At 69.8% G+C, this 26,877-nt stretch carries 22 protein-coding genes; 7 read left to right on the forward strand and 15 right to left on the reverse strand.

Annotated elements, in window-relative coordinates:
- Positions 1 to 47: 47 nt before the first annotated feature.
- From C6Y14_RS28285 to C6Y14_RS28315, 6 genes are all read right to left on the reverse strand, one after another.
- Positions 48 to 911: a shikimate dehydrogenase gene (locus C6Y14_RS28285; protein WP_107019677.1), complete on the reverse strand. Its 864-nt coding sequence runs from the start codon at positions 909 to 911 to the stop codon at positions 48 to 50.
- Positions 889 to 2,712 carry an endolytic transglycosylase MltG gene (mltG, locus tag C6Y14_RS28290; RefSeq protein ID WP_107019678.1) on the reverse strand — a complete coding sequence of 608 codons (1,824 nt, stop codon included), beginning with the start codon at positions 2,710 to 2,712 and terminating at the stop codon, positions 889 to 891. The genes C6Y14_RS28285 and mltG overlap by 23 nt, the downstream gene beginning before the upstream one ends.
- A gap of 117 nt (positions 2,713 to 2,829) precedes the next feature.
- Positions 2,830 to 3,294, reverse strand: coding sequence for a Holliday junction resolvase RuvX (ruvX, locus tag C6Y14_RS28300; RefSeq protein ID WP_107019871.1), 465 nt, complete (start codon positions 3,292 to 3,294; stop codon positions 2,830 to 2,832).
- Between the two features lie 17 nt (positions 3,295 to 3,311).
- Positions 3,312 to 5,984 carry an alanine--tRNA ligase gene (gene alaS / locus C6Y14_RS28305; RefSeq protein WP_107019679.1) on the reverse strand — a complete coding sequence of 891 codons (2,673 nt, stop codon included), beginning with the start codon at positions 5,982 to 5,984 and terminating at the stop codon, positions 3,312 to 3,314.
- Positions 5,984 to 6,352: a DUF6167 family protein gene (locus C6Y14_RS28310; protein ID WP_107019680.1), complete on the reverse strand. Its 369-nt coding sequence runs from the start codon at positions 6,350 to 6,352 to the stop codon at positions 5,984 to 5,986. The genes alaS and C6Y14_RS28310 overlap by 1 nt, the downstream gene beginning before the upstream one ends.
- Before the next feature lie 7 nt (positions 6,353 to 6,359).
- Complete coding sequence (locus C6Y14_RS28315) at positions 6,360 to 6,794, reverse strand: DUF948 domain-containing protein (RefSeq protein WP_107019681.1); 435 nt, start codon at positions 6,792 to 6,794, stop codon at positions 6,360 to 6,362.
- Between the two features lie 160 nt (positions 6,795 to 6,954).
- On the opposite strand from C6Y14_RS28315, the gene C6Y14_RS28320 reads away from it, so the two are divergent.
- Positions 6,955 to 9,141 (forward strand): ATP-binding protein, encoded by a 2,187-nt coding sequence (locus C6Y14_RS28320; RefSeq protein ID WP_107019682.1) that lies wholly within the window; start codon positions 6,955 to 6,957, stop codon positions 9,139 to 9,141.
- 45 nt (positions 9,142 to 9,186) lie between these two features.
- Here C6Y14_RS28320 and rpsD read toward each other — a convergent pair whose 3' ends face one another.
- From rpsD to C6Y14_RS28335, 3 genes are all read right to left on the reverse strand, one after another.
- Positions 9,187 to 9,801, reverse strand: a complete 615-nt coding sequence (gene rpsD, locus C6Y14_RS28325; RefSeq protein ID WP_107019683.1) for a 30S ribosomal protein S4 — start codon at positions 9,799 to 9,801, stop codon at positions 9,187 to 9,189.
- A 340-nt stretch (positions 9,802 to 10,141) separates the two neighbouring features.
- A complete protein-coding gene (locus C6Y14_RS28330; RefSeq protein WP_107019684.1) occupies positions 10,142 to 11,497 on the reverse strand; it encodes a replication-associated recombination protein A in 1,356 nt (451 codons plus the stop codon).
- A gap of 116 nt (positions 11,498 to 11,613) precedes the next feature.
- Positions 11,614 to 12,252: a vitamin K epoxide reductase family protein gene (locus C6Y14_RS28335; protein WP_199854886.1), complete on the reverse strand. Its 639-nt coding sequence runs from the start codon at positions 12,250 to 12,252 to the stop codon at positions 11,614 to 11,616.
- A 139-nt stretch (positions 12,253 to 12,391) separates the two neighbouring features.
- Here C6Y14_RS28335 and C6Y14_RS28340 point away from each other — a divergent pair, with 139 nt between their 5' ends.
- Genes C6Y14_RS28340 through C6Y14_RS28355 form a run of 4 tightly spaced genes read left to right on the forward strand, consistent with a single transcriptional unit; the run spans position 12,392 to position 15,955 of the window.
- Positions 12,392 to 13,258: an ABC transporter ATP-binding protein gene (locus C6Y14_RS28340; protein ID WP_107019686.1), complete on the forward strand. Its 867-nt coding sequence runs from the start codon at positions 12,392 to 12,394 to the stop codon at positions 13,256 to 13,258.
- A complete protein-coding gene (locus C6Y14_RS28345; RefSeq protein WP_107019687.1) occupies positions 13,255 to 14,103 on the forward strand; it encodes an ABC transporter permease in 849 nt (282 codons plus the stop codon). The genes C6Y14_RS28340 and C6Y14_RS28345 overlap by 4 nt, the downstream gene beginning before the upstream one ends.
- A gap of 11 nt (positions 14,104 to 14,114) precedes the next feature.
- Positions 14,115 to 15,335: a sensor histidine kinase gene (locus tag C6Y14_RS28350; RefSeq protein WP_225891328.1), complete on the forward strand. Its 1,221-nt coding sequence runs from the start codon at positions 14,115 to 14,117 to the stop codon at positions 15,333 to 15,335.
- Positions 15,332 to 15,955 (forward strand): response regulator, encoded by a 624-nt coding sequence (locus C6Y14_RS28355; protein WP_107019689.1) that lies wholly within the window; start codon positions 15,332 to 15,334, stop codon positions 15,953 to 15,955. The genes C6Y14_RS28350 and C6Y14_RS28355 overlap by 4 nt, the downstream gene beginning before the upstream one ends.
- Before the next feature lie 89 nt (positions 15,956 to 16,044).
- Here C6Y14_RS28355 and hisS read toward each other — a convergent pair whose 3' ends face one another.
- Both hisS and C6Y14_RS28365 read right to left on the reverse strand, forming a co-directional pair.
- The gene (gene hisS, locus C6Y14_RS28360) at positions 16,045 to 17,307 is read right to left on the reverse strand and encodes a histidine--tRNA ligase (RefSeq protein ID WP_107019690.1); all 1,263 of its coding nucleotides are present in this window, start codon (positions 17,305 to 17,307) and stop codon (positions 16,045 to 16,047) included.
- Positions 17,308 to 17,320: 13 nt separating this feature from the next.
- Positions 17,321 to 18,037 carry an MBL fold metallo-hydrolase gene (locus C6Y14_RS28365; protein WP_107019691.1) on the reverse strand — a complete coding sequence of 239 codons (717 nt, stop codon included), beginning with the start codon at positions 18,035 to 18,037 and terminating at the stop codon, positions 17,321 to 17,323.
- A gap of 193 nt (positions 18,038 to 18,230) precedes the next feature.
- On the opposite strand from C6Y14_RS28365, the gene C6Y14_RS28370 reads away from it, so the two are divergent.
- Together C6Y14_RS28370 and C6Y14_RS28375 are read left to right on the forward strand one after the other, a co-directional pair.
- Positions 18,231 to 19,070, forward strand: a complete 840-nt coding sequence (locus tag C6Y14_RS28370; RefSeq protein WP_107019692.1) for a peptidylprolyl isomerase — start codon at positions 18,231 to 18,233, stop codon at positions 19,068 to 19,070.
- Between the two features lie 135 nt (positions 19,071 to 19,205).
- On the forward strand, positions 19,206 to 20,435 hold the full coding sequence (locus C6Y14_RS28375; protein ID WP_107019693.1) for a DUF349 domain-containing protein: 1,230 nt from the start codon (positions 19,206 to 19,208) through the stop codon (positions 20,433 to 20,435).
- A gap of 173 nt (positions 20,436 to 20,608) precedes the next feature.
- Here the strand turns inward: C6Y14_RS28375 and C6Y14_RS28380 are convergent, their stop codons facing one another.
- The 4 genes from C6Y14_RS28380 to secD form a co-directional block, all read right to left on the reverse strand.
- Positions 20,609 to 23,182 carry a RelA/SpoT family protein gene (locus tag C6Y14_RS28380; protein WP_107019694.1) on the reverse strand — a complete coding sequence of 858 codons (2,574 nt, stop codon included), beginning with the start codon at positions 23,180 to 23,182 and terminating at the stop codon, positions 20,609 to 20,611.
- Between the two features lie 228 nt (positions 23,183 to 23,410).
- The gene (locus C6Y14_RS28385; RefSeq protein ID WP_107019695.1) at positions 23,411 to 23,959 is read right to left on the reverse strand and encodes an adenine phosphoribosyltransferase; all 549 of its coding nucleotides are present in this window, start codon (positions 23,957 to 23,959) and stop codon (positions 23,411 to 23,413) included.
- Positions 23,956 to 25,089 carry a protein translocase subunit SecF gene (gene secF, locus C6Y14_RS28390; RefSeq protein WP_107019696.1) on the reverse strand — a complete coding sequence of 378 codons (1,134 nt, stop codon included), beginning with the start codon at positions 25,087 to 25,089 and terminating at the stop codon, positions 23,956 to 23,958. Before secF ends, C6Y14_RS28385 begins: the two co-directional genes overlap by 4 nt.
- A 1-nt stretch (position 25,090) precedes the next feature.
- Positions 25,091 to 26,842 (reverse strand): protein translocase subunit SecD, encoded by a 1,752-nt coding sequence (secD, locus tag C6Y14_RS28395; protein ID WP_107019697.1) that lies wholly within the window; start codon positions 26,840 to 26,842, stop codon positions 25,091 to 25,093.
- Between the last annotated feature and the right edge of the window lie 35 nt (positions 26,843 to 26,877).

Genomic DNA, 26,877 nt, shown 5'->3' on the forward strand with positions numbered 1-26,877 from the left:
GTTCAGATACGCCCGACCCCGCCCCCCGCGGAATCGAAAGCCGGATCCTATCGGCCGTCCTGGCGGGCCGCGAGCGACTTCTCCCCCGCCGTCCGCATGGCGTCGACCGGGGCGGGAGCCAGGCCCGTCATCTGCTCGACTTGCAGCACCGCCTGGTGTACAAGCAGGTCGAGCCCGCTGACGACGGCGCCTCCGTAGGCGGACCAGCGGGCCGCCAGGTCGGTCGGCCAGGGGTCGTACAGGACGTCGAAGAGGGTGGCGGGCCGTTCGGGGACGGACGGGGCGAGGGCGTCGGTGGTGCCCGCCGGGGTGGTGGCGATCACCAGGGGCGCGCGCAGCGCCTGTCCGGCGTCCGACCAGTCCGCGGTACGCACCTCGATGTCGAGCCGTTCGCCCCACTGCCGCATCTCGGCGGCGCGCGCCTCGCTGCGGACGTACGCGACGACCTCGCCCGTGCAGACACGGGCGAGCGCGGCCAGCGCGGAGGAGGCGGTGGCGCCCGCGCCGAGGATCGCCGCGGATTCCACTTGTTCGATGCCACGCTCGCGCAGGGCGGCGACGATCCCGGGGATGTCGGTGTTGTCGCCGACGCGGCGGCCGTCCTCGGTGCACACCACCGTGTTCACGGCCTCGACGGAGGCCGCGGTCTCACTGACCTCGTCGAGCAGCGGAATGACCGCCCGCTTGAGCGGCATGGTCAGCGAGAGTCCGGCCCATTCGGGACCGAGTTTCCCGATGAATGCGGGCAGCGCCGCCTCGTCGATCTCAAAACGGTCGTACGACCAGTCGTGCAGACCCAGTTCCCCGTACGCGGCGCGATGCAGCACCGGGGAAAGGGAATGGCCGATCGGGGAACCGAGAACGGCGGCTCGGCACCGCCGGTCCCCGTCAGTCCTTGTTGCGCCGCTCATTGAATTTCTGAACCAACTTCTCGTGCTCGGCCAGGGTCTTGGTGAAGTCCGTCTTCTTGCCGTCGATGGAGATGAAGAACATCCACGCACCGCCGTCGGGCTTCAGCGCCGCCCGCAGCGCCTCGTCGCCGGGATTCCCGATCGGTCCGGGCGGAAGACCCTTGTAGAAGTACGTGTTGTACGGGTCGTCGAAGTTGCGGATCTCGGCGACCGAGATATCGATCTTGCTCTGACCCTTGAGGTAGTTGTACGTCGAGTCGAATTCGAGCTTCTGGTTGGTGACGTCGTTCGTCGGCTTCAGCCGGTTGTAGACGACGGACGCCATCTTCTTGAAGTCGTCGTGCGTGATGCCCTCGGCCTGGACGAGGCTGGCGACCGTGACGACCTGCAGCGGGTCCTCAAGGCCGAGGTCCTTGGCCTTCGCCTCCAGGTCGTACTTGGCGTACTCCTTGTTGGCCTGCGCGACCATGTCCTTCAGGACGGTCTCGGGCTTCATGTTCTTGTCGGCGGGATAGGTCGCCGGATAGAGGAATCCTTCCAGCGGATCCTTGATGTCGCTGTCGTCGTTCGCCCAGTCCGGCAGCCCGAGGCTCCTGTACTTCTTCTTGGCGACGTCCGCGGTGGTGCCCTTGGAGAGATCGAGCTGTTTGTCGATCGCTTCGTACACCGTGACGTTGCGCTGCCCCTCCCTGACGACCAGATTGTTCTGGCTCTTGGGATCGAGCATCAGCGCGACAGCGCTTTCCGCGGACATCTGCTTCTTCAGCAGATAGGAACCCGCCTGGATCTTGTCGCCGTTCTCGTTCTGCGCCTGGGCCGCCACGAAGGCGTCCACGCTCTTGACGACGCCGGCCGCCTTCAGTTTCTGGCCGATCACCGATCCGAAGGCGCCCTTGGGAATGACGACCGTCACCTGGCCGCCGGTTCCTTCGCCCGCGTAGTCGGGGGCCGAACCGAAACGGCTCTGATAGAACTGGTAGCCGAAATAGGTGACGCCACCGCCCACCGAGAGAAGGACGAGGGAGACCACGAGGCAGGCGCAGCCGTTCTTGCTCTTCTTCTCGCCTTTGCCCTTGCTTCCCTTACCGCCTTTGCCGCCCTTACCGCCTTTGCCACGGCGGCGGTTCTGCGGGTCGTCGTCGGTGTCGTCCTCGTCGTCGTCCTCACCCGAGAAGAACGCGTGTTCGCCCTGGTCCGGTCCCGGGTCCCAGTCGGTGCGCTGCGATTCCGGTTCCGCTTCGGGTTCCGGTTCGGCGCGGCGACGGCTCGGTGGCTCCGGCGGGGGGTAGGCGTCCGGGGTCCCGTAGTAGTCGGGCTGCCCGCCGTTGTACGCCACGGCCTGGCCGCCGTAGAGATCGTTCGGGTCACCGCCGTACGGGGCTTGTTGCTGCTGCTGGTACTGCTGGCCCGCGTCCCAGCCGCCGCCGTTGTACGGCTGGCCGTTCTGGTCGTACTGCTGACCGTTCTGGTCGTACTGTCCGCCACCCTGATGGGGGTAGCCCTGCCCACCCTGGTCGTTGTACTGCTGCGGAGAATGACCGCCGTACTGCTGCTGCCCCTGGACGTAGTGCTGCTGCTGTCCCTGGGCGTACTGCTGCTGCCCCTGGTCGTAGTCGGCCTGCTGGCTCGTGCCCCAGTCGCCGTACTGCGGCTGCTGCGGCTGCTCCGGATAGTGCTGCGGCTGGCCGCCGTAGGGGGACTGGGCCGCGTGGGCCTCCTGTCCTCCCCATCCGCCGTCCCCGTACAACGGGTCCTCGGGATGCCACGGTTCGGAGCCTGGGCCCCGGCCATACTCAGTCATCGATCCCCTAGAGCCGCGAGGCGGTGGTCGCGCGGTGGCTGGGCTTCCGTCGCCTCTTCTCCTGTGCGGAAGCTATTCGAACACCACCGCATCGCGCGGAACGTTACCGTACCGCGATCAGATGACCACTTCGACGCCCTCGCCCGGAGATGTACCTGACACCCGTTCGGACTCCAGCGCCTGTTGGAGAATGATCACGGCTGCGACCTGGTCGATGACCGATCTGCCCTTCTTGGACTTCACGCCCGAGGCGCGCAGTCCCTGACTGGCCGTCACTGTGGTCATCCTCTCGTCCACGAGGCGCACCGACACGGGTGCGATCGCGCGTGCGAGTTCTTGTGCGAACGCGCGGACCTTGACCGCGGCCGGGCCCTCGCCCCCCTTGAGGGAGCGAGGGAGCCCCACGACGACCTCGATCGGCTCGTACTCCTCGACGAGTTGCCGCAGCCGCCGGTGGGCGGCCGGGACGTCACGTCCCGGCACGGTCTCCACCGGCGTGGCGAGAATCCCGTCGGGGTCGCAGGAGGCGACCCCGATCCGGGCGTCCCCGACATCGATGGCGAGCCGCCGGCCGCGGCGCATGACCCGCTCGCCGTCGCTCACTTGGCGGTCTCGGCCACAAGCCGCTCGACGGCGTCGGCGGCCTCACCGATGGCGGCCGGGTTCTGACCGCCGCCCTGGGCCACGTCGGGCTTGCCGCCACCGCCGCCACCGAGGGTCTTGGCGGCCGTACGGACCAGTTCACCGGCCTTGAGACCGCGCTCACGGGCGGCCTCGTTGGTGGCGATGACGGTGAGCGGTTTGCCGTTGACAGTGGTGAACAGGGCGACCACGACGGCCCGTCCGCCCTGGATACGGCCGCGTACGTCGAGGACCAGCTTGCGCAGGTCGTCGGCGCCCGTGCCGTCCGGGACCTGCCCGGTGACCAGGGCGATGCCCTGCACGTCCTTGGCGGAGCCGGCGAGACCGGCGGCGGCCTGGAGGACCTTCTCCGCGCGGAACTTCTCGATCTCCTTCTCGGCGTCCTTCAGCTTGCCGAGCATGGCGGAGACCTTCTCCGGGAGCTCCTCCGGACGGCCCTTGATCAGCTCCTGGAGCTGGGCGACGACCGTGTGCTCGCGGGCGAGGAAGTTGTAGGCGTCGACACCCACCAGGGCCTCGATACGGCGTACGCCCGAACCGATCGACGACTCGCCGAGCAGCTTGACCAGGCCGAGCTGGGCGGTGTTGTGCACGTGAGTGCCGCCGCACAGCTCCTTGGAGAAGTCGCCGATGGTCACCACGCGCACACGCTCGCCGTACTTCTCGCCGAACTCGGCGATGGCGCCCTGCTTCTTGGCCTCGTCGATGCTGAGGATCTCGGCGTGCACGTCGAGGTCGCGGGTGAGCACCTCGTTGATCTTCTGCTCGACGTCCGTCATCACGGCCGTGGGCACGGCGGACGGGGAGCCGAAGTCGAAGCGGAAGCGGCCGGGCTGGTTCTCGGAACCGGCCTGGGCGGCCGTCGGGCCGAGGGCGTCACGCAGGGCCTGGTGGGTCAGGTGGGTGGCCGAGTGGGCGCGGGCGATGGCCGTGCGGCGGCGCACGTCGATGACGGCCTGCGCCTTGGCGCCGACGGTCACCTCGCCGACCTGGACGACGCCCTTGTGGACGTACACCCCGGGGACCGGCTTCTGGCAGTCGCGGACCTCGATCACGGCACCGGTGTCGATCCTGATGCGGCCGGTGTCACCGATCTGGCCGCCGCCCTCGGCGTAGAACGGGGTCCGGTCGAGGACGATCTCGACCTCGTCACCCTCGGTGGCGGCGGGCGAGGAGGCGCCGTCGACGAGGATGCCGACGACCGTGGACTCGCCCTCGGTGCTGGTGTAGCCGATGAAGTCGGTCTCACCGGCGGCGTCGGCGATCTCGCGGTAGGCGCCCATGTCGGCGTGCCCGGTCTTCTTGGCCTTGGCGTCGGCCTTGGCGCGCTCCCGCTGCTCCTTCATCAGGCGCCGGAAGCCGTCCTCGTCCACGGACAGGCCCTGTTCGGAGGCCATCTCCAGGGTGAGGTCGATCGGGAAGCCCCAGGTGTCGTGGAGCAGGAAGGCCTTGTCTCCGGAGAGGACCGTGCCGCCGGAGGCCTTGGTCTCCGTGACGGCGGTGTCGAGGATGTTGGTGCCGCCCTTCAGCGCCTTGAGGAAGGCGGCCTCCTCGGCGAGGGCGACGGTCTCGATGCGCTTGCGGTCGGAGACCAGCTCCGGGTACTGCCGGCCCATCATGTCGATGACGACGTCGACGAGGTCCTGGACGACCGGGCCGGTGGCGCCGAGCAGCCGCATGTTGCGGATGGCGCGGCGCATGATGCGGCGCAGCACGTAGCCGCGGCCCTCGTTGCCCGGGGAGACGCCGTCGCCGATGAGCATCACGGACGTCCGCATGTGGTCGGTGACCACACGCAGGGAGACGTCGGAGCCGTGGGCGGCGCCGTACTCGACACCGGTCAGTTCGGTGGCCTTCCTGATGACGGCCATCGAGGTGTCGATCTCGTACAGGTTCTGCACGCCCTGCAGGATCATGGCGAGGCGTTCGAGGCCGAGACCGGTGTCGATGTTCTGGCTCGGCAGGTCGCCGAGGATCTCGAAGTCCTCCTTCGAGGTGCCCTCGCCGCGCTCGTACTGCATGAAGACGAGGTTCCAGATCTCCACGTACCGCTCGTCGTTGACGGCGGGGCCGCCCTCGGCGCCGAACTCGGGGCCGCGGTCGTAGTTGATCTCGGAACACGGGCCGCAGGGGCCCGGGACGCCCATGGACCAGTAGTTGTCCTTCTTGCCCAGGCGCTGGATGCGCTCCTTGGGGACGCCGACGACCTCGTGCCAGATGCGCTCGGCCTCGTCGTCCTCCAGGTACACGGTGATCCAGAGCTTCTCCGGCTCCAGGCCGTAACCACCCTTGTCCTGGGGGCTGGTCAGCAGCTCCCAGGCGTACTTGATGGCGCCTTCCTTGAAGTAGTCGCCGAAGGAGAAGTTGCCGCACATCTGGAAGAACGTGCCGTGCCGGGTGGTCTTGCCGACCTCTTCGATGTCCGGCGTACGGACGCACTTCTGGACGCTGGTGGCGCGGGCGAAGGGGGGCTTGACCTCACCGAGGAAGTACGGCTTGAAGGGGACCATGCCGGCCGGGACCAGGAGCAGAGTCGGGTCGTCCGCGATGAGCGACGCCGAAGGGACGACGGTGTGCCCGCGCTCCTCGAAGAAGCTCAACCAGCGGCGACGAATCTCGGCCGACTCCATCAGTGGTCCTCATTCCGGTTGTACGAGTACGTCGACCTCTCGACGTACGTCGGGTTCTTGCTGTACTTCGGGGTCCCGCCGCGCTGCGGGTCCTCGCCGCTCTCCAGGGCGGCGAGGCGGCGCGGGGAGGCCAGTTCGGGGTCGGCGTTCAGTCCGAGCGCCTCGCCGAGTTCCGCCTCGCGCTGGACCATGCCGTCCCGGACGTCGAGTGCGAAGTCCTTGACGCGGTGGCCGGCCTCGATCGCCTTGTCGGCGGCTCTGGCCGCGAGGCTCTCGGGCGTCAGCTGCTTGATCTTGCGGTTGACCTTGGTGGTGGCCCACACACCGGCGGCTGCGCCCGCGGTGAACCAGAACGTACGGCGGAACATCGCTGCGTCAGTCCTTCTTCCGCTTTCCCCGTCGCGCCGACGGGACGGTGCGGCCCACGATCACGGTGCGTCGCGTGGGCTTGGCGGGCTCGTCCTCGCGGCGGCCGCCCATGGCCCGGCGCACGCCGTAGCCGAACGCCGCCACCTTCACCAGGGGGCCGCCGAAGGTCGAGGCGACGGTCGAGGAGAGCGCCGACGCGTTCGACGTGACCTCCTGGACGTCCGCTGCGATGGCGTCGACCCGCTCGATCTGGGTCTGCGCGGAGCGCACGGCCGCGGAGGCGTCCGCGAGGAGCGGGACCGTCTGTTCGGTCACGTCCGCGACGAGCTTGGTGGTCGCCCTGAGCGTCTGGGCCAGCCTCGCGAGTGCCACCGCGAGGAAGGAGACCAGGATCGCCCAGAAGACGGCCACCAGGATCCCGGCCACCTCACCACCGGACACTGCGCACCCGCTCCCTGAACTCGTGCCTCACCATCGAAAAGTCGTCCTCCGACCCTATCGCGCCGGGGCCGGGGCTCCGTACCGGATTACCGCCCGCCGCGACAGTCCTCGCGCGAAGCGATTGTACGGAGTGCTCATGGATGGGTACGCTCCGTTGCTCATGCGGTCTTCTCAGGGTTCTCGGCCCTCCGGTGCGGGGGCGGGCGGTCACCGGGCCGGCAATCTGCCCCTGGAGCTCAACGCGTTCGTGGGCCGCGCGGCCGAACTGACGCGACTCGACGCGGCCCTCGGCACCGCGCGGCTGGTGACGGTGACGGGCCCGGGCGGGGTCGGCAAGTCGCGGCTGGCGGCGCATGCGGCGGCCCGGCTCCGTCCTGACGACGGGGTGTGGCGGGTGGAGCTGGCCGAGCTGCGCGAGCCGGGCCTCGTCGAGTACGCGGTCGTGGAGGCGCTGGGGCTGACGGATCACACCTCGCGACCGCCGCGCCAGGTCCTGCTCGACCATCTCGCCGAGCGGCAGCTCCTGCTCGTGCTCGACGGGTTCGAGCAGCTGGTCGACGCGTGCGCGTCGCTGGTCGCTGAGCTGCTGCGGCGCGCGGCGGGCCTGCGGGTGCTCGCCGTGGGGCGCAGGCCGCTCGCGGTGGAGGGCGAGCGGGTGTTCCCGCTGGCGCCGCTGACCGGTCCGGAGGCGGCCGAGCTGTTCGCGGACCGCGCCGCCGCCGGCACACCGGGTTTCACGCTGCACGACGGCAACCGCGCGGACGTCCACGAGATCTGCCGTCGGCTCGACGGCGTCCCGCTCGCCGTGGAGCTGGCCGCGGGACGACTGCGGGCCCTCTCCCCCGCGCAGTTGCTGGCCCGGCTGGACGACCGTTTCCGGCTGCTGACGGGCGGTGGGCGCGACACGCTGCCGCGCCATCAGACGCTGCGTACGGCGATCGGCTGGAGCCATGAGCTGTGCACACCGCGGGAGCGGCTGCTGTGGGCGCGGCTGTCGGTGTTCGCCGGGCAGTTCGACCTGGAGTCCGTGGAGTATGTGTGCGGGGGCGGCGGACTGCACCCCGACAACATCCTCGACGTGCTCCACGAGCTGCTGGCCCAGTCGGTGATCACCCGCGAGGAGACGCCGGCGGGGGTGCGCTACCGGATGCTGGACACGATCCGGGCGTACGGCGCGGACTGGCTGGAGGCCACCGACGACGGGGCGCGGCTGCGGCGGCGGCACCGCGACTGGTTCATGGGGCTGGCGACCTGGGGCGAGCTGGACTGGTTCTCGCCGCGGCAGCGCGAGGTGGCCGCGCGGGTGGAGGCGGAGCTGCCGAATCTGCGCCGCGCCCTGGAGCACTGTCTGAGCGAGCCGGACGACGGGCATCTGGGCCAGTACCTCGCGGGGACCCTCTGGTTCTACTGGGTGGGCTGCGGGCGGCTGTCGGAGGGGCGGCACTGGCTGGAGCGCAGTCTGGACCTGGACACCGAGCACGAGGGGTCGCGGCTGAAGGCCCTGTGGGTGCTCGGCTATGTGGCGATCCTCCAGGGCGACACCGTGCCCGCGTTCGCCGCGCTCGGCGAGTGCCGTCGGACGGCGGAGCTCGCCGGGAACCGGACCGCGCTGGCCTACGCCGAGCACCGCACCGGCTGTCTGGCCCTCGTCACCGACGACATGCCCCGCGCGCAGACCCTGCTGCGGTCGGCGCTCGACCGCTATCACGAGATCGGCGAGCTGAACAGCAACGTCCTGATGGCGCAGGTGGAGCTGGCGATGGCGCTGGCCTTCCAGGGCGAGCTGCCGGACGCGGTGCGCCTGTGCGAGGAGGTGCGCCGGGTCTGCGTGGACCACGGGGAGCGCTGGTCGCTGGCGTACGCGCTGTTCGTGCTGGCGTACGCGGCCTGGACCGAGGGCGATCTGCCGGGCGCCCGGCAGCTGCTGACGGAGTGCCTGGACATCACCCATGCCTTCCACGACCTGCTCGGCACGGTCCTGGCGGTGGAGCTGCTCGCGCTGGTCACCGTGGCGGAGGGCGACGCGGCCGAGGCGGCGGTGCTCCAGGGCTCCGCCTCCCGGATGTGGCCGTCGGTGGGCCTGCCCCTGTTCGGTTCGGCCTACTACAACGCCCCGCACGAGCAGTGCGAGGCCATGGCTCGGGAGCGGCTGGGCGACGAACGGTACGAGGAGTGCGTACGGGCCGGGGCGCGGCTGGGCCGGCAGGCGGCGGTGGGCCGGGCGCTGGGCCGCACCCGGCCGGAGGCACTCGGCGTGTCGGCCGCGCCGCGTGGCGTCCCGGCACCCCCGGACATGCGAGAACCCGCCGCCTCGCCCACCCGCAAGGGTGGGGAGACGACGGGCTGACGCTCTACGAGCAGGCGCGAGGCCGGTGGTGCTGTGTACGCCTGATCAGCGGGCGTAGTACTCGACGACGAGCTGCTCGTCGCAGATCACCGGGATCTCCTTGCGGTTCGGCTCGCGGTCCAGGCGGAACGCCAGGGCGCCGAGGTTCACCTGGAGGTAGCGCGGGGTCTCACCGTCGGGGGCGAACCCACCGGCACGGGCGACCTCGAACAGCGTCTTGCTGCGGCTGCGCTCGCGGACCATCACGACGTCGTCCGGCTTGACGCGGAACGACGGCTTGTCGACCTTGCCGCCGTTGACCTCGATGTGGCCGTGCACGACCATCTGGCGGGCCTGGTAGATCGTGCGGGCGATGCCCGAACGCAGAACCAGGGCGTCGAGACGACGCTCCAGCTCGATGACCAGGGCCTCACCGGTCTTGCCCTGCGTCTTGGCGGCACGCTCGTAGGCGCGGACGAGCTGGCGCTCGGACACGTCGTACTGCGCGCGCAGACGCTGCTTCTCCAGCAGACGGACCTTGTAGTCCGAGTTCTGCTTACGGCCACGGCCGTGCTCGCCCGGCGGGTAGGGGCGGGCCTCGAAGTACTTGACGGCCTTCGGGGTCAGCGCGATGCCGAGGGCACGCGACTTCTTGACCTTGGGGCGGGACTGGTTCGTCATGAACCAAACACCTCGTGATTTCTGATGTGAATACGGCTTCACCAGGGTTAGGGGAGGTCGCATCCGCAGCCAGGGAAACCCTTCGGGTCCTTCACGGACCTGCTGGGCAGCCGCTCCCTGAGCTGGGCACATGTGCAGCACGCGAGTGGCCCACCGACCGTTTCCCGGGATTCCGGAAGGGTGGTGGGCTGCCCGCGACACCTTCTACGGTGCGCGACGCTCCTGGATTCCTCACCCGGAGGTGGGGGCTCCGACTGCATGTCCCGTTCTGGTGGTGCCGACTTCCTCGTGTAAGGAGGCCGGACACGGGACGCAGCGCTGCGGAGAGTCTACAGGGTGATCAGGACCGTCCTCGACCGAGGTGTTTCCTGGTCCATTCCACCGCGTCCGCGTAGCGCGCCTCGGCGCCGTGCCGGGTCGGGGTGTAGTACTCCCGGTCCTTCAGTTCCTCGGGCGCGTACTGCTGGGCGGCGATGCCTTCGGGGAGGTCGTGCGGATACACGTACCCCTGTGCGTGGCCGAGCTTGGCCGCGCCCTTGTAGTGCCCGTCCCGCAGGTGCATCGGCACGGGGCCCGCGTGGCCCTTGCGTACGTCCTCCATGGCGGCGCCGATCGCCGTCGTCGCGGCGTTCGACTTCGGGGCCAGGGCGAGGGCGATGGTGGCGTGGCTGAGGGTGAGCGCGGCCTCGGGGAAGCCGATCATGGCGACGGCCTGGGCGGCGGCGACCGCCACCGGCAGGGCGTTCGGATCGGCCAGGCCGATGTCCTCGCTGGCGGAGATCATCAGCCGACGGGCGATGAAGCGGGGGTCCTCGCCGGCCTCGATCATCCGGGCCAGGTAGTGCAGTGCCGCGTCGACGTCCGAGCCCCTGATCGACTTGATCAGGGCGCTGGCCACGTCGTAGTGCTGGTCGCCGTCGCGGTCGTACTTCACCGCGGCCCGGTCGACGGTCTCCTCCAGGGTCTGGAGGGAGATCTCGGCGTCCTTCTTGTCGAGCGCCGCTCCGGCGGCGGCCTCCAGGGCGGTGAGGGCGCGCCGCGCGTCGCCGCCGGCGATCCTCAGCAGGTGCTCCTCGCTCTCCTCGGGGAGGGTGAGGGCCCCCTTGAGGCCTCGCTCGTCGGTGAGCGCCCGGCGGAGCAGCCCGCGCAGGTCGTCGTCCGTGAGCGGTTCGAGGGTGAGGAGCAGCGAGCGGGACAGCAGCGGGGAGATGATCGAGAAGTACGGGTTCTCCGTGGTCGCCGCGATCAGCGTCACCCAGCGGTTCTCCACGGCCGGCAGCAGGGAGTCCTGCTGGGCCTTGCTGAAGCGGTGGATCTCGTCGAGGAAGAGGACGGTCTCCTTGCCGTACCCCCCGGTGGCCCGGCGGGCGCCCTCGATGACCGCGCGGACCTCCTTGACGCCCGCGGTGATCGCGGAGAGCTCCACGAAGCGCTTGTTCGTCGCCTTGGAGACCACGTACGCCAGGGTCGTCTTGCCGGTGCCGGGCGGGCCCCAGAGGATCACCGAGGAGGGTCCGGCCGGGCCGCCGCCGCCCTCGCCGACGAGTCTGCGCAGGGGTGAGCCCGGCTTCAGCAGATGCTGCTGGCCCTCGACCTCGTCGAGGGTGCGCGGGCGCATCCGGACGGCCAGGGGGCTCCCGGAGGGGTCCTTCTCCTGGCGTTCCTCGGCTGCGGCGGTAAACAGGTCGGGCTCCACGGTCGAAACCCTATGTCACCCCACTGACAACGCGGCCGGGCCCTTGCCCCGCAAGGGTTCCGCGGGTTCCCGCAAGGGCTGCGCCGGTCGCACCGCAGGTCGTACCGCCGGTCGCGTCAGCTGGTCCAGAAGTCCCACCAGCGCGTCAGGATCAGCATGCCGATGACCCCGATGTGCAGGACCGGCAGCACCCAGGCGAACTCGTCGAGGAACCCCTTCAGCCAGCCGGGCGCGGGGAGCAGGCCGTTGCGGACGTTGTGCGAGGTGACGGCCCAGAACATGATGATCGTCGCGGCCCAGGCGAGGCAGCACCACAGGCAGAGCGAGTTGATGTTGTACAGCGACTGGTACTGCAGCCAGGTCACGAATCCGACGCCGAACAACGTGCCCGCGTTGAAGGTCAGCCAGTACCAGCGCGGGTAGGTCGCCCGGCCGAGCAGGCTCACACCGACGGCGATCACGATGCCGTACGCCACGAGGCCCATCATCGGGTTGGGGAACCCGAAGACGGAGGCCTGGTCGCTCTTCATGATGTTGCCGCAGGAGACGACCGGGTTCAGGCTGCAGCCCGGCGTGAAGTTCGGGTCCTCCAGCAGCTTGAACTTGTCGATGGTGATGACCCACGAGGCCAGCAGCCCGGCCGCGCCCGTGACCATCAGCAGCAGGGCGAGGAAACGCCCGCCGCCCACGGTCCGTGGGACTCCCGCGGCTCCCTGATCGGTGGAGACGCCTTCCCTGACTGTCGTCTTGCTCATCACGCCGTTTCCGTAGCTTGAGAGGACCTTCCGGGCACGGTCATTGTGCCGCACACGCGCGTGTGTCCACCGTTCGATGGACATAAGGAAGTACGTGCGGTCGTCCCGGAACGCTCGCTTCGGCGGGACGCTCGTTCGCATGACAGCACACGCGAACGAACTCGCGGTCGACGTACGGGGGCTGCGCAAGCAGTACGGCGACATCACCGCCGTCGACGGCATCGATCTCGGTATCCGGCAGGGCGAGGTGTTCGGCCTGCTCGGACCCAATGGCGCGGGCAAGAGCACCACGGTGGAGATCCTTCAGGGCAACCGTTCCCGCGACGCGGGCGAGGTCTCGGTGCTCGGCACGGATCCGGTGAACGCCACGCGCGCGTGGCGTTCGCGGGTCGGCATCGTCTGGCAGGACGAATCCGCGCCCCCCGAGTTGACGGTGGGCGAAACGGTCCGTCATTTCGCGCGCTACTACCCGAGGCCGCGCGACCCGGAAGAGGTCATAGGCCTGGTGGGTCTTGAGCAGAAGACGGGCAGCCGGATCAAGGCGCTCTCGGGCGGCCAGCGGCGCCGGCTCGACGTGGCGCTCGGGGTGATCGGCGGTCCCGACCTGCTGCTCCTGGACGAGCCCACGACCGGTTTCGACCCGGCGGCCCGGCGGCAGTTCTGGGAGCTGATCCGCAGGCTCGCGGACGAGGGCACCACGATCCTGCTGACCACGCACTACCTGGAGGAGGCGGAGGCCCTCGCGGACCGGCTCGCGGTGATCGCGCGCGGGCTGGTCGTGGCCGAGGGCGAACCGGCGGAGCTGCGCGACCGCTTCGGTACCGAGGCCGTCGTCGGGTGGACGGACTCCGACGGCTCGCCCCGCACCGAACGCACCGGCACGCCCACGCGCACGGTCGCCGAGCTGATGCACCGCTTCGACGGGGAGATACCGGGGCTGCGGGTGGCCCGCCCGACCCTGGAGGACGTCTATCTGCGGCTCACGGGCCAGGAGGGCACGCGATGACCACGACGACGGAACGGGTGCGCACGCGGGAGGGCGGTCCGCGGCGGCTGCCGGCGGCCTGGCGGCTCGGGTTCCACCGGGGCGCCCTGGAGATCAAGCAGTTCTTCCGGCTGCGCGACCAGGTGGTCTTCACCTTCGCCTTCCCCATCGTGTTCCTCTTCCTCTTCGCGTCGATCTTCAGCGACGACGTGACGGGCGCGGGCGTCACCGCCTCGCAGCTGTACGTACCGGCGATGATGGCCGCGGGCATCATGACGACCAGCTTCCAGTCGCTCGGCATCTCGATCGCGATCGAGCGGGACGAGAAGGTGCTGCGGCGGCTGCGCGGGACTCCGATGCCGCCGGCCGCGTACTTCATCGGGAAGATCTGGCTGGTTCTCGTCACCGGGTTCCTGGAGACGGTGATCCTGCTTCTCGTGGGCATCACGTTCTACGACGTGGAGCTGCCCTCGGACGCCATGAGGTGGCTGGACTTCGGCTGGATCTTCCTGCTGGGCCTGACGGCGTGCGCCCTGCTGGGCATCGCGATCAGTTCGGTCCCGAAGACCGGCAAGAGCGCCACCTCCGTGGTCGTCCTGCCCTTCCTGGTCCTGCAGTTCATCTCCGGGGTCTACATCTCCATCGGCACCATCCCGGACTGGATGCTCGACATCAGCGCGGTGTTCCCGCTGAAGTGGATGTGCCAGGGGCTGCGCGGGGTGTTCCTGCCGGAGTCGGCACAGGTCCTGGAGCAGGCGGGCAGCTGGGAGTTCGGGCGCATCGCGCTGGTGCTCGGGGCATGGTGCGTCGGAGGATTGCTGCTGTGCCTGCTGACCTTCCGCTGGAAAACCCGCCGCGACGGATGAGCGGCACAGCCATGGACCACGGCGACGGCGCCTACACCTGGGACCGTTCCTTCCGGCTCTGGGACTCGTACTTCGCCGTGGTGTGGGCGGCCACCCTGGTGTTCGTGCTCGGCACGGACTTCCCGGGGTGGCACACCCGCGTCGTCGCCGCGGCCCTGCTGGTCCCGCTGGTCCCCTGGTACGTCCTGGTGGGCCGCCCCGTCCTCAGGAGCGAACCGCCCGACGAGCGGCGGGCCCTCGCCTTCCTCGCCGGATGCCTGGCGCTGTTCCTCCCCTCGGCGATCCTGGTCGGCGAGACCCGGCTGATGACCTTCGCGCTCGTCCCGCCGTGCTTCATGGCACTGTGCCTGCCCCGGGCCCTGGCCGCGGTCGTCGTCATCAACCTCGCGCCGGTGGTGGGCTGGGCGCTGCTGTGGTGGCCCAGTGACCACGCCGTCTTCTTCAACTCGGTGTTCGCCGTGGTCACCCTCGTCTTCTCGGCGGCCGTCGGCACCTGGATCATCCGGGTCATCGAGCAGAGCCAGGACCGGGCCACGCTGATCGCCGAACTGGACGCCAGCCGCCACGAACTGGCGCGGCTCTCGGCCGCTCACGGCGCGCTGGCCGAGCGGGAGCGCCTCTCCCGGGAGATCCACGACACGCTCGCGCAGGGCTTCACGAGTCTGCTGATGCTCACGCAGGCGGTGGAGGCGGAACTGGACCGCTCCGACGTGGCGAAGGCCCGCCGGCATCTGGCGCTGATGGAAGGGACCGCACGCCAGAACCTCGCCGAGGCGCGGGCCCTGGTCGCCGGTGGTACGCCCGCCGACCTCGACGGGGCGTCTCTGCCCGACGCGCTGCGCCGGCTCGCCGCACGGCACGAGGCATCGGTGACCGTGTCAGGACCGGTGCGCGCGCTGCCCGCCGCGACGGAGGTCGTCGTCCTGCGCGCCTGTCAGGAGGCGCTGTCCAACGCCCGTAAACACGCGGGCAGTTCTGCGGCGGTCGACATCAGGCTGATCTACTCCCCCGAGGAACTCTCGGTGCGCGTGGGCGACGACGGGTGCGGCTTCGATCCCTCCCTGCCGTCCGGCGGTTACGGGCTCGTGGGGCTGCGGGCGCGGGCCGCCGAGGTGGGCGGGACGACGGTGGTCCGCAGCGCGCCCGGCGAGGGCACGACGGTCACGGTCCGGCTCCCCGTACCGCTCACACCACTCGTACCACTCGCACCACTCGAAAGGGGTACCCCGTGATCCGGATCGTCCTCGCCGACGATCATCCCGTCGTGCGCGAGGGGCTGCGCGCGATGCTCAGCGCCGAACCCGATCTCGACGTGGTGGCCGACGCCTCCAGCGGGCCTCAGGCCGAGGCCCTGGCGGCTGAACTCCGGCCGGACATCGTCCTGATGGACCTGCGGATGCCCGGCGGCGGGGGCGTCGACTCGATCCTCCGGATGACCGAGGCGGGGCTGCCGTGCCGGATCGTGGTGCTCACCACGTACGAGACCGACCGGGACATCCTGCGGGCCGTCGAGGCGGGGGCCGCGGGGTATCTGCTCAAGGATCTGCCGCGGGGTGAACTGGCGGACGCGGTACGGGCCGCTGCTCGCGGGGAGACCGTCCTGGCGCCGTCGGTCGCCGCGCGGCTGGTGGACCAGCTGCGTACGAGGCCGGAGCGGCCGCGGTTGTCCGCGCGGGAGGTGGCGGTGCTGCGGCTCGTCTCCGACGGGTGCACCAACGCGGAGATCGGGCGGCGGTTGTTCATCGGGGAGTCGACGGTGAAGACGCACTTGCTGCGGGCGTTCGGAAAACTGGGGGTCGACGACCGGACGGCGGCGGTCACGAGCGCGCTGCGCTTGGGCTTGCTGGAGTGATTTTCCGTCGCCCCCGCCGCCCCTACCCTCCCCCAGTCGAGCGAAGCCGAGACTGGGGGAGGGTAGGGGCGGCGGGGGCGAGAAGAGCCCTAGCTCAGGCGGGACTCAAGCTCCGCCACGATCTCGTTCACGCCCACCGGCACCTGCTCCCCCGACTCCATGTCCTTCAGCTGCACGACCCCCTCGGCGAGGTCCCGCTCACCGGCGACAACCGTGTAGCGCGCCCCGCTCCGGTTCGCGTTCTTCATGGCGCCCTTCAGACCCTTGCCCCCGTAAGAGAAGTCCGCCGCGACACCGTTGCGCCGCAGCTCCGTCACCACACCGAACAGCACCCGCCGCGCCTCCTCCCCGAGCGGCACCGCGAACACGCTCGTGGCGGAGGGAAGCTGGAGCGAGACACCCTCGGCCTCAAGCGCGAGGACCGTACGGTCGACGCCGAGCGCCCACCCCACGGACGGCAGCGCGGGCCCCCCGATCATCTCGGAGAGGCCGTCGTAGCGCCCGCCACCCCCCACCGCGGACTGCGAGCCGAGCCCGTCGTGCACGAACTCGAAGGTCGTCCGCGTGTAGTAGTCGAGGCCCCGGACGAGCTTCGGGTCGTCCTCGTAGGAGACGCCCGCCGCCGTGATCAGCTCGCGCACCTCCTCGTGGTACGCCTTGCACGCGTCGCAGAGGTAGTCCCGCAGGAGCGGGGCGCCCACCAGTTGCTTCTGGACGTCGTCCCGCTTGTCGTCGAGGACGCGCAGCGGGTTGATGTCGGCGCGGCGCAGGGTCTCCTCGTCGAGGTCGAGGCCCCGCAGGAAGTCCTGGAGCGCGGCGCGGTAGACGGGCCGGCACTCCTTGTCGCCGAGCGAGTTGAGCAGGATCCGGAACTCGCGCAGTCCGAGCGAGCGGTACGCCTGATCGGCCAGGATGATCAACTCGGCGTCGAGCGCCGGGTCCTCCGCCCCGATGGCTTCCGCGCCGACCTGGGAGAAGTGCCTGTACCGACCCTTCTGCGGCCGCTCGTAGCGGTAGTAGGAGCCCGAGTACCAGAGCTTGACCGGCAGATTGCCGAGCTTGTGGAGGTTGGCCTCCAGGGCGGCCCGCAGCACGGACGCCGTGCCCTCGGGGCGCAGCGCCAGCTGGTCGCCGCCCTTGGTCTCGAAGGCGTACATCTCCTTGGTCACGATGTCGGTGGACTCACCGACCCCGCGTGCGAACAGCTCGACGCTCTCGAATCCGGGCGTCTCGATGTAGCCGTAACCGGAGTTGCGCAGCGGAGCGGCGATGGCCTCGCGCACGGCGAGGTACTTCGCGCTGTCCGGCGGGATGAGGTCGTACGTGCCCTTGGGGGCCCTGAAGGTGCTCACGGGAAGTCTCTCGTCACATTCCTCGTCGAGGAGCGGAGGTCGGGTCCGCTCCGGGGCCGGGCGCCGCCACCTGCCGCAGGTACGGGTTGGTGGCGCGCTCCTGGCCGATGGTCGTCTGGGCGCCGTGGCCGGACAGCACCACGGTCGAGTCGTCGAGCGGCAGACACACGCGTGCCAGCGAGCCGAGCATCTCGTCCATGTCGCCGCCGGGCAGGTCGGTGCGTCCGATGGAGCCGGCGAAGAGCAGATCCCCGGAGAAGAACACGGAAGGGATCTCCGTGTTCTCGGGCATCCGGAACGTCACCGACCCCTTCGTATGGCCGGGCGCGTGCGCGACCGAGAAGTCGAGGCCGGCGAGCTTCAGCGCGGCGCCGTCCGTCAGTTCCCGCACGTCGTCCGGTTCGCCGACCGTCAGCTCGCCCATCAGCGGCATGCCGATCGAGCGGCCGAGCGCCCGCTCCGGGTCGCTCATCATGTACCGGTCCTCGGGGTGGATCCAGGCGGGCACGTCGTGCGCGCCGCACACCGGGACCACCGAGGCCACATGGTCGATGTGGCCGTGCGTGAGGACGACGGCGACGGGCTTGAGCCGATGCTTGGCGAGCGCTTCCTCGACTCCCTGGGCGGCCTGGTGGCCCGGGTCGATGATCACGCACTCCTCGCCTGCGGCGGGGGCGACCAGATAACAGTTGGTGCCCCAGGCCCCGGCGGGGAACCCGGCAATGAGCACGTTCGTCCTTCGGTATGGCGTCGATACGGCGCGTCGGTATGTCGTACGGGGAATGGCTTCGCTGCGGTTCAGAGCCTACCGGCGCTGCCGGAACCACAGCGAACCCATATACGGTACGGGGCACACGCAGGCGGTCGGCTCACGAGACCCACGCGTCCCACCTGACGTACGAGACGCATGAGGAGATAACCCGGTGGTCACCCAGGAACAGCGGCGGCGTCAGCTCGCCCGGGAGAAGTTCTTGCGGCAACAGCAGCGGCGTACGTCCGCTCGGCGCAAGGCCCACGCTCGCAACGCGGTGATCGCGTCGGTCCTCGGCGTCATCGTCGTCGGCAGCGTGGTGTCGTACGCGACCGGGGTCTTCAAGAAGGACGACGACGACAAGTCGAACGCCGCCGCGGAGGCCACCCCGAGCGCCTCCCCCAGCAAGGCTCCGGACCCCTGTGACAAGGCCGCGGCGGGCAAGGTGAAGTCGCTGACCTACAAGAAGGAGCCGGCGGTCACCATCGACAAGTCGGCGGACTACACGATGAAGCTGCAGACGACCTGCGGCGCGATAGACATCGACATGCCGGCCTCGAAGGCCCCGCACACCGTGAACTCGTTCAGCTTCCTGGTGGGCAAGGGCTACCTGGACCACACCAAGTGCCACCGTCTGACGACGAACGGCATCTACGTGCTCCAGTGCGGCGACCCGCAGGGCACCGGCATGGGCGGCCCCGGCTACACCATCCCCGACGAGAACCTCAAGGACAAGCGCCTCAAGGGCGATGTGTACCCGGCGGGCACGGTGGCGATGGCCAACCAGTACAACGCGCAGACGAAGGAAGGCCGCGACAGTGGCGGCAGCCAGTTCTTCCTCGTCTACCAGGACAGTCAGTTGCCGGCCAACTACACACCGTTCGGCACGATTTCCGAATCGGGCATGAAGGTGCTGAAGAAGATCGCGGCCGCCGGCGAGAGCACTGGCCAGGGCGACGGCACCCCCAACGCGACCGTCGTGATCGACAAGGCGACCGTGACGAAATCCTGACCGCAGGCAGCGAAATTTCGGTCGCGCGGGATGCGGACAGCCGCCCCGCCGGTCGCCTATGTTGGCCGTGACGAAACTGTGGACGATGCCCGGGGGCAAAGCAGCCCCACGCAGGCATCATGTGGAGGAGGCGCTGTGAGCAGCGACCCGTGGGGCCGCGTCGACGAGACGGGCACCGTGTACGTGCGTACCACCGACGGCGAGCAGGTCGTCGGTTCCTGGCAGGCCGGTACTCCCGACGAGGCACTGGCCTACTTCGAGCGCAAGTACGAGGGACTGGTCGTGGAGATCGGCCTCCTCGAACGACGGGTGAAGACCACCGACCTGTCCTCGAAGGACGCCCAGGTCGCCATCTCCCACATCCGCGAACAGGTGGACGCCCACCACGCGGTAGGGGATCTGGACGCGCTGAAGGTCCGGCTGGACAAGCTCGTCGAGACGGTCGACGCCCGTCGTGAGGAGCGCAAGGCGCAGCGGGCGAAGCAGTCCGACGAGGCCAGGCACTCCAAGGAGGCGCTGGTCGTCGAGGCGGAGGAACTGGCCCAGTCCGACCAGTGGCGGGCCGCAGGAGAGCGGCTGCGGGCGCTCGTGGACACCTGGAAGGGCCTGCCGAGGCTCGACCGGAAGTCCGACGACGAGCTGTGGCACCGCTTCTCCCACGCGCGCTCGGCGTTCTCCAAGCGGCGCAAGGCGCACTTCGCGTCGCTGGACGCGCAGCGCGAGGAGGCCCGCAAGACCAAGGAGAAGCTGGTCGCGGAGGCCGAGTCGCTCTCGGCCTCGTCCGACTGGGGTCCGACGGCGGCCCGTTACCGCGAGCTGATGGCGGACTGGAAGGCCGCGGGCCGCGCCCAGCGCGAGCACGAGGACGACCTGTGGAACCGCTTCCGCGGCGCCCAGGACGTGTTCTTCGCGGCCCGCAGCTCGGTCTTCGCCGAGCGGGACGCGGAGCAGACGGAGAACCTGAAGCTCAAGGAGGAGCTGGCCGAGGAGGCCGAGAAGCTCGTCCCGGTGCAGGATCTGAAGGCGGCCAGGGCCGCCTTCCGCTCGATCAACGAGCGCTGGGAGGCCATCGGCCATGTGCCGCGGGACGCCCGGCCGAAGGTCGAGGGGCGGATGCACGCGGTGGAGCGGGCGCTGCAGGAGTCCGAGGAGACCGAGTGGCGCCGGACGAACCCGGAGGCACGCGCGCGTGCGGAGGGTCTGACCGGGCAGCTGCAGGCTGCTGTGGACAAGCTCCAGGGGCAGATCGAGACGGCTCGCTCCGCGGGTAACGGGGCGAAGGCCGACAAGCTTCAGCGAGAGCTTGACGGTCGGCAGGCGCTGCTTGAGCAGGCGCTCAAGGGGCTGCACGAGTTCGGGGGGTAGCCCCAGCCAGGGCGCTCCGCTGGACGGCTGGATCGTTGTCTGCGGGTGCGTCGTGGCCGGCCGCGCAGTTCCCCGCGCCCCTCGAAGGAGGGCTGCGCCCCCTTCGCAATACGGCAATACAGGAGGGGCTCCCGTACGAAACCGTACGGGAGCCCCTCCTTCGTGTCCTGCCGCTAGGCCTCCGACGGGCGGCGGGCCGATGTCACGCGGTAGACGTCGTACACGCCCTCCACTCCCCTGACCGCCTTCAGGACGTGGCCCAGGTGTTTGGGGTCGCCCATCTCGAAGGTGAAGCGGGAGGTGGCCACCCGGTCGCGGGACGTCTGGACGGCCGCGGAGAGGATGTTGACGTGCTGGTCGGACAGGACCCTCGTGACGTCCGAGAGGAGCCGTGAGCGGTCCAGGGCCTCCACCTGGATGGCGACCAGGAAGACCGAGGACTGGGTGGGCGCCCACTCGACTTCGAGGATCCGCTCGGGCTCGCGGGACAGGGAGTCGACGTTGACGCAGTCCGTGCGGTGGACCGACACCCCGCTGCCGCGTGTCACGAAGCCCATGATCGGGTCGCCGGGAACGGGCGTACAACAGCGGGCCAGTTTGACCCACACGTCGTCGACGCCCTTGACGACGACACCCGGGTCGGCGTTCGAGCGGCGCTTGCGGCCCCGGCCGCGGGCGGGCGGGACGCTCTCGTCGATCTCCTCGGTGGCGGCCTCCTCGCCGCCGAGCGCCTGCACGAGCTTCTGCACGACGCCCTGCGCGGCCACATGGCCTTCGCCGATGGCCGCGTACAGGGACGAGATGTCGGGGTAGCGCATCTCGTGCGCGAGCGTGACCAGCGAGTCGCCGGTGAGGATGCGCTGGATCGGCAGGTTCTGCTTGCGCATGGCCCGCGCGATGGCGTCCTTGCCCTGCTCGATCGCCTCGTCGCGGCGCTCCTTGGAGAACCAGGCGCGGATCTTGTTGCGGGCGCGGGGCGACTTGACGAAACCGAGCCAGTCCCGCGACGGTCCGGCGCCGGACGCCTTGGAGGTGAAGACCTCCACCAGATCGCCGTTGTCGAGGGTCGACTCCAGCGGTACGAGGCGGCCGTTGACGCGTGCTCCTATCGTGCGGTGGCCCACCTCCGTGTGCACCGCGTAGGAGAAGTCCACGGGCGTGGCGCCGGCCGGCAGCGCTATCACGTCGCCCTTCGGCGTGAAGACGAAGACCTCGTTGCGCGACAGGTCGAAGCGCAGGGACTCCAGGAACTCGCCCGGGTCCTCGGTCTCCTTCTGCCAGTCGAGGAGCTGGCGCAGCCACGCCATGTCGTTGAGGTGGTCGTCCTTGCCGGTGGTCCGCGGCTGGTCGGAGCGCACCTTGGAGGCGCCGGCGACGGCCTCCTGCTTGTACTTCCAGTGGGCGGCGATGCCGTACTCGGCGCGGCGGTGCATGTCGAACGTACGGATCTGGAGTTCGACCGGCTTGCCGTTGGGCCCGATGACCGTCGTGTGCAGCGACTGGTACATGTTGAACTTGGGCATCGCGATGTAGTCCTTGAACCGCCCCGGAACCGGGTTCCAGCGGGCGTGGACGGTGCCCAGTGCCGCGTAGCAGTCGCGGACCGTGTCGACGAGGACGCGGATGCCCACCAGGTCGTAGATCTCCGCGAAGTCACGGCCGCGGACGATCATCTTCTGGTAGACGCTGTAGTAGTGCTTCGGGCGGCCGGTGACGGTCGCCTTGATGCGGGCCGCGCGCAGATCGGACTGGACCTCGTCGGTCACTATGGCGAGGTATTCGTCGCGCTTGGGGGCGCGCTCGGCGACCAGGCGCACGATCTCGTCGTACATCTTGGGGTAGAGGATCGCGAAGGCGAGGTCCTCCAGCTCCCACTTGATGGTGTTCATGCCCAGGCGGTGGGCGAGCGGCGCGTAGATCTCCAGGGTCTCGCGCGCCTTCTTCTCCTGCTTCTCGCGCTTGAGGTACCGCATGGTGCGCATGTTGTGCAGGCGGTCGGCGAGCTTGATGACCAGGACGCGCGGGTCCTTGGCCATGGCGACGACCATCTTGCGGACGGTCTCGGCCTGGGCGGCCTCGCCGAACTTGACCTTGTCGAGCTTGGTGACGCCGTCGACGAGCAGGGCGACCTGGTCGCCGAAGTCCTTGCGGAGGGTGTCGAGCCCGTACTCGGTGTCCTCGACCGTGTCGTGCAGGAGTCCCGCCATCAGCGTCGCCGGGTCCATGCCCAGCTCGGCGAGGATCGTGGTGACCGCGAGCGGGTGCGTGATGTACGGGTCGCCGCTCTTGCGCTTCTGGCCGCGGTGCCAGCGCTCGGCGACCTGGTAGGCGCGCTCGACCTGGCGCAGCGTGGCCGTCTCGATCTTCGGGTCGTTGCTGCGCACTATCCGCAGCAGCGGCTCCAGAACCGGGTTGTACGGGTTCGAGCGCTGGACGCCGAGACGGGCGAGCCGGGCCCGTACGCGGTTGGAGGAACCGCCGCCGGAGCGCGCGGGCTGACCGGAGGCGGGCCGGGCGGCGGACGCGGGGCGGGCCGCGGGCGTGGAGGCCGGACGCTCGGTGGCCGTCGTCGGCTCGGGGCGTGGCTGGTCGGCCGCCTCGGCCGGCGCGGCCGACCCGTTCTTCGCGGGTGCGGGCGCCTGCGCCGCGGGCGTGCCTGCGGGCGCCGCGGCCTGGTCGGGCTTAGCGGCGGTGGGTACACCCGGGCTGTCGGCCCTGGGGGCGAGTGGCTGGGCCTCGTCTGGCAAGAGGGCTCCTCGTGCGCGATCCGGGTCCCCGGTCAGGCTCCGGAAACCCCATGGTAGCGATCCTGGGCCCGGGTCTCGCCTTCGGCCGGTGGGACGGCCTTGCACAGGAGAAACACGAGAGGCGGGTCCCGGATTCCTCCGGGACCCGCCTGCGCGGTGTCCTGCGGGGTTCTGAGCGGTGTCGGACAGGTGGCCGGCCGGTTGCCCGGCGGCCGGCCGTCCGGTCGCTCAGACCGTGAGCAGTGCCTCCAGCGGGACGCCGTCCAGAGCGGGCTCCAGACGGGCACGGCCGCCGAGGAAGCCCAGCTCCATGAGGACGGCGACCCCGGCGACCTCGGCGCCCGCCCTGCGGATCAGCTGGAGCGAGGCCTCGGCGGTGCCGCCGGTGGCGAGGACGTCGTCGACGACCATGACGCGGTCGCCCGGCGTGAGGTCCTCGGCGTGCACCTCGATCTCGGCGGAGCCGTACTCCAGGTCGTACGACTGGCTGAGGGTCGCTCCGGGGAGCTTGCCGGCCTTGCGTACGGGGATGAAGCCGAGTCCGGCGCGGACCGCGACGGGGGCGCCCAGGATGAAGCCGCGGGCCTCCAGACCGACGATCTTCGTGGCGCCGTTGCGGACACTGATCTCGGCCAGCGCCTCGGTGAGCGCCGTGAACGCCGCGGGATCCGCCAGGAGCGGGGTGATGTCCTTGAACACCACGCCCGGCGCCGGGTAGTCCGCCACGTCACGGATGCGGCTGAGCAGCAGCGCCGTGGTGTCCGCGAGTCCGGTCATCGGCGCTTGCCCGAGGGACGGCCGCGGCCCCTGCCCCGGGAGGACGGCTGGGCGCGCTGGGCACGGGGTCCGACGACCGCGGGGGTCGCGTCCTCGTCGTCCGGCTCCTCGTCGTCGTACGAGCGCTCGACGACCGGGGCCTCCAGGGACTCGCCCTTCGCCGCGGCGGCGGCCCGCTTGGCCAGGATGCGCTTCCTCAGTGCCTTTATCTGCGGCTCGCGCTCCTTGAAGTCGGCGACGAGCGGCGTGGCGATGAAGATCGAGGAGTACGCGCCGGCGGCGAGGCCGACGAACAGCGACAGCGAGATGTCGTTGAGCATGCCCGCGCCGAGGACACCGCCACCGATGAACAGCAGGCCCGCCACCGGGAGCAGCGCGACGACCGTGGTGTTGATGGAACGCACCAGGGTGCCGTTGATCGACCGGTCGGCGATCTCGCTGTAGGTGTAGCGGGTCTGTTTGGTGATGTCCTTCGTCTGTTCCTTGAGGCTGTCGAAGACGACCACCGTGTCGTACAGCGAGTAACCGAGGATCGTGAGCAGGCCGATCACGGTTCCTGGCGTGACTTCGAAGCCGACGAGCGCGTAGACACCGACCGTGATGGTGATGTCGTGGATGAGCGCCACGAGGGCTGCCGCGGCCATCCGCCACTCGAAGGCGATCGCCAGATAGATCACCACGAGGACCATGAAGATCGCCAGGCCCTGCCAGGCCTTGTTGGCGACCTGATCACCCCAGCTGGGGCCGACCAGGTCGGCGGCGATCTTCTCCGAGTCGACCTTCAGGTCCTTGGCGAGCTGCTGCTTGATCTGGTCGGACTTGCTGGTGTCGACGCCGGCGACCTGGATGCGCAGTCCGCCGTTGCCGAGCTTCTGGACGATCGCGTCGTGGCCCGAGGCCTCTTCCGCGTACGTCTCGGCCTGGCTCACCGAGATGCTGGTGCGCTCGGTGGTGAAGACGGCGCCGCCCTGGAACTCGATGCCCATGTTCAGACCGCGCACCGCGAGGCCCAGGATCGCCGTGATGGTGATCAGGATCGAGACGCCGTACCAGATCTTGCGCTTGCCGACGAAGTCGTAGCCGATCTCGCCGCGGTGGAGCCGGGCGCCGAGGGTGCCGAGTTTCGACATCTCACGCCTCCTTCGTGTCGACGGGGGCGGACGCACGACGGGTGCGGCGCAGCGGCGGCTGCACGCCCAGTCGCTTCGGGTCGAGGCCGGACCAGCTGTGGCCCTCCGCGAAGAACTTCCTGCGGGCCAGCAGCGTCATCAGCGGCTTCGTGAAGAAGAAGACGACCACCACGTCGAGCAGCGTGGTCAGCCCCAGGGTGAAGGCGAAGCCCTGGACCTTGCCGACGGTGACGATGAAGAGCACGGCGGCGGCGAGGAACGACACGAAGTCGGAGACCAGGATGGTGCGCCGGGCGCGCGGCCAGGCACGCTCGACCGCGGGGCGCATCCTGCGGCCTTCGCGGATCTCGTCACGGATGCGTTCGAAGAACACGATGAACGAGTCCGCCGTGATCCCGATGGCCACGATGGCTCCGCAGACCGCGGGCAGGTTCAGCGCGAAGCCGATGGTCGGGCCGAGCAGCGCCATGATCACGTAGGTCATGATCGCGGAGACCAGCAGCGAGGCGATGGCGATCAGCGACAGGCCGCGGTAGTAGACCACCAGGTAGATGATGACCAGGGCGAGGCCGATGGCGCCGGCGATCAGACCGGCCTCCAGCTGCTCGCCGCCGAGCGCGGCGGTGACGGTGGTGACGCTCGCCTCGGTGAAGGTGAGCGGCAGCGCGCCGTACGACAGCATGTTGGAGAGGTCCTCGGCCTCCTGCTGGTCGAAGCTTCCGGAGATCTCCGCGGTACCGCCGGTCAGCGCCTGGCTGACGTACGGGTCGGAGACGACCTCACCGTCGAGGACGATGGCGAACTGGTTCTGCGGGGACTGGTTCTGCGCCAGCTTGCCCGTGATGCTCGCGAACTTCTTGCCGCCCTTGCTGGTGAAGTCCATGGTGACTTTCCAGCCCGCGGCACCCTGGGTGTCGAACACGGCCGAGGCCTTGTCGACGTCCGTGCCCTCGACCTCGGCCGGGCCGAGGATGTACTTCTGCCACTGGCCCTGCGAGTTCTGTCCGCAGGCCACGGTCGGGTCGCCGGCCTTGACGCCGTCACCGGCCTTGGCGCGGACCGTCCTCTTGCTGCAGTCCAGCTTGGTGTACTCCGCCTGGAGCTTCGCGGTCGCCGGGTCGGTGCTCGCGGACGCCGAGGGGCTGGCAGCGGCGGACTCGCTGCCCGTGCTGCTCCCCGAGGGAGTGGGGTCGGCCTTCAGCGCGTCGGTGACCGCCCGGCCCTGCGAGGTGGCGGAGGCGGAGGGAGACGAGGACGAGGTGGCCTTCTCGCTCTCCTTCGCCGAGGCGGAAGGGCTCGCGGAGGAGCTGCCGGACGCGCTCGGGGACGGGGTCGCGGCGTCGGCGCCGGTGACCTCGGTGACCAGCACGGGACGGAAGTAGAGCTTGGCGGTGGTGCCGACCTGCTCCCGGGCCTGCTCGGAGTTCGTACCCTTGGGGATGTTGACGATGATGTTGCTGTCGCCCTGGGTCTGCACCTCCGCTTCGCTGACGCCCAGACCGTTGACACGGCGGTTCATGATGTCGACCGCGGTGTCCATGTTGGTCTTGTTGATCGCGTTCTTCTGACCGGGCTCGTTCTTCGCCTGGAGCGTGATGCTCGTACCGCCGGCGAGGTCGATGCCCAGTCGCGGTGTCGTGTGCCCGGAGGCGAACATGCCGCCGGTGAGCGCCACGATGGCGATCAGGATCAGGGCCAAGGTGCGTCCCGGCCTGCCCTGGGTGCCCTGTCGGCCCTTCTTGGGTGCTGCCACCTTCTTGTTCTCCCTCTTCGTCCGCCCGGTCTCTC

Origin of the sequence: Streptomyces dioscori, assembly GCF_003024195.1 — a bacterium.
Taxonomy (GTDB): Bacteria; Actinomycetota; Actinomycetes; order Streptomycetales; family Streptomycetaceae; genus Streptomyces; species Streptomyces dioscori.